The sequence below is a fragment of the Candidatus Brachybacter algidus genome, from assembly GCF_016707225.1.
GTDB lineage: Bacteria > Bacteroidota > Bacteroidia > Chitinophagales > Saprospiraceae > Parvibacillus > Parvibacillus algidus.
In genome coordinates, this window is sequence record NZ_JADJID010000003.1 from 767,167 (window position 1) to 779,160 (window position 11,994).

Annotated in this window: 10 protein-coding genes; 8 read left to right on the plus strand and 2 right to left on the minus strand. The window is 32.6% G+C overall.

The features are described 5' to 3' along the window. Positions 1 to 8 precede the first annotated feature (8 nt). From IPI15_RS13060 to IPI15_RS13085, 6 genes are all read left to right on the plus strand, one after another. Entirely contained in the window at positions 9 to 437 is a 429-nt protein-coding gene (locus IPI15_RS13060) for an SRPBCC family protein (protein ID WP_287403450.1), read from the plus strand. Positions 438 to 1,312: 875 nt separating this feature from the next. Then, positions 1,313 to 4,624, plus strand: a complete 3,312-nt coding sequence (locus IPI15_RS13065) for a T9SS type A sorting domain-containing protein (protein ID WP_287420601.1) — start codon at positions 1,313 to 1,315, stop codon at positions 4,622 to 4,624. Positions 4,625 to 4,687: 63 nt separating this feature from the next. Next, on the plus strand, positions 4,688 to 5,104 hold the full coding sequence (locus tag IPI15_RS13070) for a hypothetical protein (RefSeq protein WP_287420603.1): 417 nt from the start codon (positions 4,688 to 4,690) through the stop codon (positions 5,102 to 5,104). After that, complete coding sequence (locus IPI15_RS13075) at positions 5,059 to 6,180, plus strand: T9SS type A sorting domain-containing protein (RefSeq protein WP_287420604.1); 1,122 nt, start codon at positions 5,059 to 5,061, stop codon at positions 6,178 to 6,180. The genes IPI15_RS13070 and IPI15_RS13075 overlap by 46 nt, the downstream gene beginning before the upstream one ends. Before the next feature lie 268 nt (positions 6,181 to 6,448). Continuing rightward, positions 6,449 to 7,942 carry a T9SS type A sorting domain-containing protein gene (locus IPI15_RS13080; RefSeq protein ID WP_287403444.1) on the plus strand — a complete coding sequence of 498 codons (1,494 nt, stop codon included), beginning with the start codon at positions 6,449 to 6,451 and terminating at the stop codon, positions 7,940 to 7,942. A gap of 724 nt (positions 7,943 to 8,666) precedes the next feature. Next, complete coding sequence (locus tag IPI15_RS13085; RefSeq protein WP_287403442.1) at positions 8,667 to 9,254, plus strand: DUF6434 domain-containing protein; 588 nt, start codon at positions 8,667 to 8,669, stop codon at positions 9,252 to 9,254. A 232-nt stretch (positions 9,255 to 9,486) separates the two neighbouring features. Here the strand turns inward: IPI15_RS13085 and IPI15_RS13090 are convergent, their stop codons facing one another. After that, entirely contained in the window at positions 9,487 to 10,053 is a 567-nt protein-coding gene (locus tag IPI15_RS13090; protein WP_287420606.1) for a PhnA domain-containing protein, read from the minus strand. Positions 10,054 to 10,269: 216 nt separating this feature from the next. Between IPI15_RS13090 and IPI15_RS13095 the strand changes: the two genes are divergently transcribed. Continuing rightward, positions 10,270 to 10,644: a nuclear transport factor 2 family protein gene (locus IPI15_RS13095; RefSeq protein WP_287420608.1), complete on the plus strand. Its 375-nt coding sequence runs from the start codon at positions 10,270 to 10,272 to the stop codon at positions 10,642 to 10,644. 5 nt (positions 10,645 to 10,649) lie between these two features. Here IPI15_RS13095 and IPI15_RS13100 read toward each other — a convergent pair whose 3' ends face one another. Continuing rightward, complete coding sequence (locus tag IPI15_RS13100) at positions 10,650 to 11,309, minus strand: hypothetical protein (RefSeq protein ID WP_287420609.1); 660 nt, start codon at positions 11,307 to 11,309, stop codon at positions 10,650 to 10,652. A 291-nt stretch (positions 11,310 to 11,600) separates the two neighbouring features. Between IPI15_RS13100 and IPI15_RS13105 the strand changes: the two genes are divergently transcribed. Further along, a complete protein-coding gene (locus IPI15_RS13105; protein ID WP_287420611.1) occupies positions 11,601 to 11,993 on the plus strand; it encodes an SRPBCC domain-containing protein in 393 nt (130 codons plus the stop codon). Position 11,994: the final 1 nt, after the last annotated feature.

An 11,994-nucleotide genomic window follows, 5' to 3' on the forward strand; every position in this document is an offset into this window, starting at 1 on the left:
CAACTAAAATGGAACACAAACCTATTATTATCGAAAGAACTTTCAAGACAACCCCTTCCAAATTATGGAATGCATTGACGGACAATAAGGAAATGAAGCATTGGTACTTCAACCTAGAAGACTTTAGAGCAGAGGTCGGATTTCAATTTCAATTCAGTGGGGGACCTAGCCCAGACAAACAATATCTGCATCTGTGCGAGGTAACTGAAGTAATACCGGAACAAAAACTAACATACAGCTGGAAGTATAAAGGATATGCGGGCATTTCCTTTGTTAGTTTTGAATTATTTCCGGATGGAGAAAATACTAAATTGAAACTTACACATGAAGGACTTGAATCATTCCCTAATGAAAATGCCGACTTCGCAAGACACAATTTTGAAGAAGGATGGGACAGTATTATTAATGAATCACTTCAGAAATATCTTGAAAATTAATTTCAATATTTCAGTGCTTTAAAAACCTTTATACAATCCATCATCTGAGCGTTCAATTCCCTCCAACTTCAGTTGGTGGAAAATATCAAATAAAATTGCTTATTTAATAACCTTGAATAAAATCACAAACCATTTCAATTAAACTCAATAAAATCGGTAAATTCCTATAACTTCGATATTTAAATTAATCAACATTGAATAATTAATCCGTCGGATAAAGCCAGCAGCAATTTATTTATTCTAATATTATTAAATTTAATCTTGGATGAGTGATTCTATTGTTCGATTTGCATCTGATTTAAATCAATCAAAAAATCTACTTTTCATTAAGGTCTCAATAGAACTCAAAACTCATTAACAAACATTAACATATATAATTATTTACAATGTGTATATTCTTGAATTTCCTTTTTAAGCTAGGAAAGATTAAATTATTCTTATAAAAGAAAATTATTTTATACGATATTCTCAAAAAAATTAAATTTTTAATAATATCATCATTTTTCATTTTTCATTTTTCATTTTTCATTTTTCATTTATTTGTACAAATAATTTAACATTTGAAAAGAAATATTTTTCAGATATTACATTTATATTAAGATAGGCAATTAAGCAAAGCCGAAAATAGCATTACAATTAACCATTTTTTTAACCACCTTAAACCCAAATATTTTTTAAATACTACCTAACAAATTTTTTAATTACCTTTTTAACACACAACTTAATTCTTACTAGTTTATTCATTGAAATAAATGAATAGAGCATTGCACTGATTAAAATCTAACAATACCTCATCATTGTACATGTCATAATGTGCTTACTACTGTGATGCGCCTATCTTAATTTTTTTTAACTTTTAATAAAATTTTCTACAAATGAAAAATATCTCTAAAATACATCTATATAATGGCATTAATATGTCATTCATTTTAACTTTAATGATTATTTTCACTCTAAACTTAACATTTTATCTACAAAGTTATGGCCAAGAATTTCTTAATCCTGGGTTCGAGGAATCATTTTCTTCAGAAGCCTGTGATGATTGTGATGAAGGATTGGGTTGCATAGTTGGCTGGTGGAATTATTTACCTCACAATTCAAATTTCACTGGATATCGTTTTGTTTATGACTATGATTGCACAGGTAATCGATCTGGAGTTTGTCAAGGCGATTATGGTTTGAAATTTTATCGAAACACTCTGGATATTCATCAACCAATTCAATTTGGGTCGGCCGTAGCTACTAGAAATCCATTTTATGGCACTGAAATTAAGGAAGAAGAATATGTGATTAAATTTAATGGGTTTTATAAACAGATACACATAAATGCAGTACCATTATTCCTTCAAATAAGCGGAAGCGAAACTGCTTTTGAAGATTTAAATCCAACTTCTTGGATTGGGGAATCTACAAAGAAGATTACTTCCACCTTTTGTAATAATTACGAAATGTTTTTAGGCCGAAACGGGAAGGATCATTTATATGAAGAAAGTTTAGACGAATTTAAATACTTAGTATTTATGTATAATTCAGGTTCTTCACCTGCTATAGAAGAAATCGTTGAAAGAACAGATCCAGCAAGCTCTTCAGACAATTTGACTGTGATCGATGAACTTTCAATATGTAAACCTGTCAATATCTCTGTCGATTATAATTGTGCAAATAATATTGTTTGCTTTAGGTTTGACTTTGACGAATCATGTCATTTATTCCCTTCAGGAAAAGCTGATGGTGGGGAATATAACAACAAGATGATATTATATGTTGATGGAAATAAACAATTTGAGAAGAATATATACGAAGATACAGAATTTTGTTTGGATGATCTCGAGGCTGGTACACATACATATGAGTATTTTCTCGAATCATATTTCAATGCGAGTGAATATTGGACACTACAAGGTCCTGCTGATCCTGATGATTTCGTAAATGATCCTTTTGCAGGGACATTTAATGTCGTAGGAGGAGCTAGCGCTGACATTATAATCAGTTCTAATACCACTTGGGATGCAATGTCGGTGCCTAATGGTGGAGTGGTTAAAAACGTGACAGTGGAGGATGGCGCAACATTAACGATCGAGTCTGGAACGGTTGTTAAATTTTGCCCTGGAGCAAGACTATTAGTAGAAGCGGGGGCAAAATTAGAGTTAGATGGGAAGTTGACTTCATTAACTGATGAAGGGTGGAAAGGAATAGAAGTAGATGGTTTGCCAAATTCAGTTCAAAATCCTACTACTCATGGCGTTGTTGATGCAAGTATAACTTCAATCATTGAAAATGCTGGAGTTGGTATTTATGCAGGCGCCACTGCTGCCAGAGCAGGTGGAATCATTAATTGTTACGGATCTACTTTTCATAATAATAGGATTGGTGTAGTTGTTGCAAATTATAAAGCATTTAATGATATCTCTTCATTCGAATTATGTAATTTTGAAACAGATGGGGACTATAAACTTAGCGAAAATATGGTTTATGATGTCAGGTTAGTTTATGGAAGAGGTGTATCATTTGAGAATTGTAGTTTTGAAAATAGTGTATTATTGAAATCAAATAAGACTGTCAACGGCAGTACAAATTATGGTGCAGGCATTTTTTCCATAGCTAGTGGTATGGAGGTAAAGGGTTGCTCATTTACTGGTTTAAATTATGGTGTATATTTTGGTATCAATGGTTCTAAAACATATAATGCTTCTATAATTGGGTCGACCTTTACTTCATGTCTGAACGGCATCGTTAATTTAGGTAGAGCAAGTGTTTTTATTAATGATAACAGATTTGAAATGGATGATGATATTCCGACACAAAGTCCGGCTCCTCAAGTAGGAATTTACTTATATTCTTCCATATTAGGCCAAACGATAGAGCAGAATGCTTTTGTCCGAAGTAATGAATATTCAAGATATTCGATTGGAGTTTTAGCAGGATATACAGGGTCTTATTACAATAGGATCAATGAAAACACTTTTACCGGACTTGACATGGGTACAGAAACCTATGGCAAAAATGGAGAACTTATTGAAAAATATGTATCCGGATTAACTTATACTTGTAATGAATTCGCCGATATAACAGACTATGATTTTTATATTAAATACCCCAATAATGGTTTGTATGGAATGAATCCGATTCAATCTAATCCTGGATTGTTAGTAACTACACCATATCATTATGGTGCTCAAAATATATTTAGCTATTCAGGTTTTGATATGAATCGACATGATTTTGACAATAAAAACGTTGATAAGCCAATAAAGTATTATTTTAAAACTGAATCTGGAACAAGATATGAGCCTTATTTTTTCACTCCTGTTGGTGTCGAAAAAATTGAAATTAATCAGACAAAGGCATGTCCAACTTCCTCTTTTTTTAATAAATCATATTCTGAACTTTCTAACGAAATAAACACAGCAAAATATGAACTCGATCTAATTGGAATTGCACTTGAATCAGAAACAGATTCTTTAATAATTGATAGCTTGCAAAAAAATGCAGCATATTACAGTTTTGTGTTGCAAACATCAGGTGCAGATTTAATTGAAGTCCTTGACTCCAATCAGGCTCCATTGGATACGATAATTCATTGGTTGGATAGAATTGACCTTTTGGGAGCGGATCTGATGATTGCTGAGCGTTTAGCAGATGCGGGTCTGATTACAGATGCAAAAGACAAACTTGATGATATATTAATTGGATATGACTTAACCACTGAAGAGGAGGATGATATTTTAGAGTTAAAAGATATTTATGACCTTCCAGAATATAACAATCCGGATTCTATTTCTTCAATAAATATTAATGGTTTACGAAGTCTTATATTTCATGGACCACTCACGAGTGGGGTTGCAAGAACAATACTAGGAATAAAAGGAGAATTCTATGATTTACCATATTTCTTCGTCGGTGATACGATCTTACCACGGAAATCTAAAGTTGAAAATAATTATAAGGATATAAAGCTTTATCCAAATCCGACATCAGGGGTTGTAAACCTGATAGTTGAAAAAGAAAATGAGCATTCAACAATTTGGATTTATGATATGTTTGGCAATCAATTACTACGACAGAAATTAAATATTGGAAAAAACTTAATAAATATAGACAAATCAAATACCGGAATCGTTATTTATAATATATTTAATGAGCAAGGTAAAATGATAAAATCAGGCAAACTCATTACAATCAAGTAAGCCAAATAGGCTCGGGTGTATCGCCCGAGCCTATTTATTATTTTATCCTTTAATTCTACTATCATGAAATTATATATTTTATTTTATTTTACAATATTTGCTATATCTCTAAATGCACAAGAAACATACCTAAGCCAATATTACCCTTTTTCAAGTACTGATAGATTTACTCGATTTCAGGATGTTCTATATGAGAATGATTCCTTGACGGTATTTGGTCAAATAAATGATGATACTATAAGGTGGAATCAGAATGCTTTTATCGCACGTTTCGACACGCTAGGCAATCTAGCCCGGATAAAAATATTATACCACCCGGACGACAAGGAATCCGTGATACCTTATGAATTTGCGAAAATTTCTACAACTTCAGATGGCGGCTACTTAATTTTCATTTCTGCATTTGATGTCTGGAGCCATGAAGTATTATCAAGTTGGATAAAAACTTTAATATCGAATTTTCTAAAATATACAATATAGGCAATTCGACAACTTTGAGCATTGAATCTATTGAAATACTTAATCATTATTATTCAGCTAGCATTGTAAGTACACCAGAAAATGACGCATTTGTTGGATTGTTAAAAACTGACAATTTGGGGAATTTAGTTTGGAACAATATATATTCTGACTCGACAGCAATACTTCATCAAATTAAAAAGTATAAAAGTAACGAGATAACTTTGACTCTTTCTAAAAAAAGAATTATAGGTTCCGGACTTTCTATTTTGACCATAGATACCTCAGGAAATATTATTAAAGAAGTGAAATCAGAAAAAATAAATGAAGGTGCATGTTACAGTTTAGATACTATAGGAGATGGGGGTTATATTTATGTTTCTCATGATTTTCCAAATCCTCCTGATATATACACTACGGAAACTAGAATAACTCGAATAGATAGTGTCGGTAAAGTAGTTTGGGAAAGGAGATTTGCAGAAGGTGAAAAAAATAATAGTTTACTATATGATATGGAGAAAAATAATGATGGCAGTTTTACAATTATAGGAGAATTATATGGGAAAGGGCTGGCAATTAGAATAAATCAAGATGGTGAAATCCAATGGAGGCATAAATATGTTAATAATTCAATTCAAGGTTCTACAGGTTATTTTCAAGTGTTAAAAGCTTCAGCAATGTTACTTGGAGGTAACATCATTGGCTGCGGTAGTTTTTTTAATCATACTCCAGGGCCAGGTGCTGAACAAGGTTGGCTAGCCAAAATACTTCCTGATGGCTGTATAGACCCACTATGTAAAACTAATATTTCAACGGAAACCCTTAGCACCTTCATATCTCCGGAGGAAAATGGAAATATAGCGAATATCTATCCTAATCCTACATCAGGACAGGTTTTTGTAGATTTAAACGTCTATGTTAAAGAGTCAATATTTCAAGCATTTGACCTCACGGGTCACTTAATATTGAAGAAAAATATAAATCCAGGGAAAAATGTACTTCAGTTCGATAATTCATACACCGGACTGGTGTTATATACTATTCATGATGAGAAAGGTAAAATGATAAAATCAGGTAAACTCATTATTATCAAATAAGTCTAATAGGCTCGGGTTTATTGCCCGAGCCTATTTATTATTCTGTAACTATTCATCTCAATTGTTCCATGTAATATGTTGATTATTAAATATATATAAAATTAATTATGTTGGACTATTCTTGCACGAATAAATTGCCTCTTGAATATGAGCACTATACATATACACATTAATATAATATATTTTGTGTAAATAATATAAATGATTAATAACCAATGTTTTAATTCAGGTGAATAGTTACATTATTCTATCCTTTAATTCTGCTATCATGAAATTATATATTTTATTTTATTTTATAATATTTGCTATATCTCTAAGAGCACAAGAAACATACCTAAGTCAATATTACCCATTTTCAAGTACTGATAGATTTACTCGATTTCAGGATGTTCTATATGAGAATGATTCCTTGACGGTATTTGGTCAAATAAATGATGATACTATAAGGTGGAATCAGAATGCTTTTATCGCACGTTTCGACACGCTAGGCAATCTAGCCCGGATAAAAATATTATACCACCCGGACGACAAGGAATCCGTGATACCTTATGAATTTGCGAAAATTTCTACAACTTCAGATGGCGGCTACTTAATTTTCATTTCTGCATTTGATGTCTGGAGCCATGAAGTATTATACAAGTTGGATAAAAACTTTAATATCGAATTTTCTAAAATATACAATATAGGCAATTCGACAACTTTGAGCATTGAATCTATTGAAATACTTAATCATTATTATTCAGCTAGCATTGTAAGTACACCAGAAAATGACGCATTTGTTGGATTGTTAAAAACTGACAATTTGGGGAATTTAGTTTGGAACAATATATATTCTGACTCGACAGCAATACTTCATCAAATTAAAAAGTATAAAAGTAACGAGATAACTTTGACTCTTTCTAAAAAAAGAATTATAGGTTCCGGACTTTCTATTTTGACCATAGATACCTCAGGAAATATTATTAAGGAAGTGAAATCAGAAAAAATAAATGAAGGTGCATGTTACAGTTTAGATACTATAGGAGATGGGGGTTATATTTATGTTTCTCATGATTTTCCAAACGCACCTGATATTTACACTACAGAAACCAGAATAACTCGAATAGATAGTGTAGGGAAAGTCATATGGGAAAAGAGATTTGCTGAAGGAATGTTCAATAATAGTTTTTTATATGATATGGAAAGGAATAGAGATGGAAGCTTCACAATTGTTGGTAAATTACTTGGAGAAGGAATGGCCATTCGTATAAAACAAGACGGTGAAGTTATGTGGAGGCATAAATATAAAAATACACCCATACAGGATTCTACTGCATATTATAGAAGAATAAATAGTTGTGATATGTTACCTGGAGGCAACATCATTGGTTGTGGCAACTTTTTTCATCACACACCTGGCCCTGAAGCTGAACAAGGTTGGCTTGTTAAAATACTTCCTGACGGATGTATAGATCCACTATGTAAAACTAATATTTCAACGGAAACCCTTAGCACCTTCATATCTCCGGAGGAAAATGGAAATATAGCGAATATCTATCCTAATCCTACATCAGGACAGGTTTTTGTAGATTTAAACGTCTATGTTAAAGAGTCAATATTTCAAGCATTTGACCTCACGGGTCACTTAATATTGAAGAAAAATATAAATCCAGGGAAAAATGTACTTCAGTTCGATAATTCATACACCGGACTGGTGTTATATACTATTCATGATGAGAAAGGTAAAATGATAAAATCAGGTAAGTTGATCGTTATAAATTAAAAAACTAATGATTAAGTTCACTTTTAAATTAAATTGAGGAGATTGGCAGTTGATACAACTCTTGACTTACTTTATAATTGAATTTCATTCGAGTATATTCCATTATTCCATGGTTTAGAAATAATTATTAGGACTAAAGTCCATTCACTTTTCTTTTGTGATCCGTCGGCTAAAGCCGGCGGCAAGTTAGATTGTGCTCATTTATTAGCTTTATTTAAAATGGCATTTATCCACATTTATTAGGAAGGAGTTTTTACTCAGACAAAAACATCTAGGCAACTTAGATTCTTAGCTTCCATATTATTTCAATAATTATATGATATGAAGAAAATCAATAAATTAATGTATGCCTTTTTAATTATAAGCATCTCATTTACCTATTCATGTCAATCATCAGGCTCTGATTCCAAGCCAAATAATAATGCGCCTCCGCTGATTCTATCAAAATAACAGATGACCAAGATATACTTAAAGACACATCGGCTAATTATGAAATGGTATCACTGGATGGCTTTTTTCTCATAGACAATAAAGGAAATAAAATTTATGAAATTTTTCCCTATGACAATGGGCCTGACTATGTTTCTGAAGGATTGCAGCGCAAATCAGTAATCAGTAATCAGTAATCAGTAATAAATCTTATGAATCATTGACTAAATACAAAAAGCTGATTATTTTGAAAAAAAGTACCTTTGCGATAAAAACTCGTTAACTCCTTACAACCATGAGACCTCAACTTAATAAACAAATTTCACTTGAAGACTTTAACACGCATTATTGGCTGAGGTCGGAGTTAATTGAATTTTGCAAAAAGGAAAAACTGCCCTCTACAGGAGGTAAAATTACAATCGTCAAAATAATAAACTTTTACCTGCAAACCGGTCAAGTACTTCAACCTGAGATCAAGAAAGCTAAAACCATAAATTCCAAATTCGATTGGCATAGCGAACCTTTAAGTTTAGATACAATTATTACAGACAGTTACAAAAATACTCAAAACGTCCGTAGGTTTTTCCTCAAAGAAATCGGCAACCACTTCAGCTTCAATATTACTTTCATGAGTTGGTTCAAAGAAAATGCCGGCAAGACTTTAAGGGATGCTATTCCAGCTTGGAGAAATATTCATGAGCAAAAAAACGGTAAAAACGCAAAATTAAAGATCGCACCTCAATTTGAATTTAACACTTATGTGCATGACTTCCTTGCTGATAATCCAGATAAAGTGTTAAAAGACGTTATTATATGTTGGAAAGAAAAACGACAATTGAAGGAGGCGAAGATTTATAAACGTGCTGATCTCCGCTTCCTTTAAAATATTCTATACTTAAGTTTCGGTAATCAAATCTTCTTTTTTGAAGAATAATTTTAAATTTTAATAAAATGTTAGATGTTAGAAGGTAGATTTTAGATGGCCCTTCATCAATCAAATGAATATTTTTTCTATTAAACCTATTAAAGAAAAAATATGAATCAATTGACTAAACTCCATCTAACATCTAACATCAGCCATCTACCTTTGTTTCTTAACTACCGAAACTTGAGTTCTATACTTTCTTGACAAACTGAGTCAGAAGTACGATATGCTGATCATTGACCCTACCTTCGATTTGTTCTGCATTGTCCTTTACCAAAGTAATTCTTCTTACTGTCAGCCCTCGTTTGGCAACAATATTAGCGCCTTTCACATCAAGATCCTTAATAACAATGACATTGTCACCTTGTTTAAGGACGACACCATTGCTGTCACGATGAATGATTCCGCCATCGATGTCAGCATCTGCCCATTCTTGAGTCTCATCATCCAGAAAGACCATGCCAAGAATATCCTGTGCCCAAGCTGCATCCCCGAAATCCCTTAGAATCCTGTAAGAAAGCACTTGAACTGCCGTGATATCACTCCAGATAGTTTCTCCCAATATACGCCAATGTGCACTATCTCTTGTTGTTGGATCTTCAATCTGAGAATGACAAGTTTTGCAAAGAGCAACTTGTTCATCCACCGAATTACCCGTTTTTGGAGCTACTACATACGGAAATATAGTTCCTGCAGCACCGCACATCTCGCATTTTGAGCCGGATCTTTGTATAAGTTCAGTTGATAAATTATTCATATTTATTCAATTTTAAGGCGCAAAGGTAAGCTTTTTTGGTTAGCATCTTTCAATGTCCTTATAGATAACCTTTACAGTACCGGCGCCAGAGGTGCATTATCAAGATAAGTACTCTATAATTAAATCAAACGAATCTAAATATTTAGTTTTCAATTAATAGTCTGCAAGACATTTTTTATCTTTATCTTTCAAAATCTACGAATTAAAAATAGGAAGATGAACACGGCAGACCATAATAGAATAATTGATTGCGAAAAAAGGTTGATGGATGCATTTCAACAAAGGGACATATCCAGTCTGGATGAACTGTTTCATGAAGATGTCATGTTCGTCATTCCTAATGGACAAACGCTTAATAAGTCTCAAGTCCTCGATAATTATCGTGGTGGAGATATGTACATGAGTTCCATCACCACTAGTGACCTTTTGATGCACTTTATCGGTGATAATGCTGTCGTATCAATGAATGTTGAATTTAGCGGCCATTATTATGACAATGTAATCAATGCAAGATACAGGTATATAAGAGTCTGGAAACTTTTCTACGGCCATTGGAAAGTGATTTCTGTGGGAGGAATTCCTATCACCTAATTTATTTAAAGATTTAATAAACTTTTCACAATGACTTCTGCTGCTATTTCACTTCCTTTCAAAGAAGGATGGAATTGATCCGGACCATAATAGGAGTAATCATTTGTTTTATCACAATATTCCTTCCAAATTTTACCAACAGGACATAAAATTGAATTAGTTGAATTGGCAGCATCCGTGTAATTATTTATCACACCATTGAAATTTTCATAATTTGCCAATGCAGGCCACACCATAAAATATGCGAGTCTTGAACCACTTTGTTTGCAAAGATCATTGTATTTAGGACCATATTCCAATAATATTTCCCTCCCCTCCGCTTGCGATGATGGACCTTGTTGAATCACCACAAAATCGTATTTATTGTATGAAATCAATTGTTGAACTTTGCCATCATCCCAATGATCTGAGATGGCATAATTGGGTAATGCCAGCATTTCAGTTTTTATATTTATACCATATATTTTTCCTTTATCTGACACTAGACCGGGCAGGTCATTGACATAAGTCAGGCTATTCCCAACGAAAAGTATTGTGATCAAAGAATCATTCTTTAACGGGATGAATGTTAATTTTTCCTTGCTACAGGCACTTGCCGCCATTATATGAATAGTCATTAAGAAGAGAATATTCAATAATCCTGGTACTATAATACGCTTGTTCATTAGAATTAATTTATGGTCCGTTTTTATCTTATTAGCTATTATTGACCAATTTATACAAAATTGTTGAAAATGAGTCTCAATCAACATTTGAAAGCATGAAATAACTCTAAAATCTAATTAAATTCTTTTCTATTAAGTCACGGATACTTAAAAAAATCAGCCCATACTTTTAATATTTGTCTAGTGAAAGAAAAGACGTAATTCGATAAAACATAACTTATCGGTATACCGAATTGAATCATTTTTCAAAACAACAATGAAATTGTATATTTGAATTATAATAATTGCAATATGGCTGTTGAATTTACTGTTTCCGCAACATTTTCTGTATCGAAGAAATTATTATATGACACATGGCTTAGTTCAAGCGGACATGGCGATATGACAAATGACCAGGCTGAATATTCAGATATGGTTGGAGAAAAATTCTTAGCTTATGATGGTTATATCTGGGGGAAAAATATTGAACTTATTCCCTTTGATAAAATCGTTCAATCATGGCGAACTTCAGATTTTTCAGATGACGAGGAGGATTCCAGACTGGAGATTTCTTTTTTTTCTGAAGATGAATATACAATATTGACTATATTTCATAGTAAATTGCCTCCTCACGGTATGACTTATAAACAAGGTTGGATTGATAATTATTTTGAACCAATGACAGCCTATTTCAATTCATTGTGAT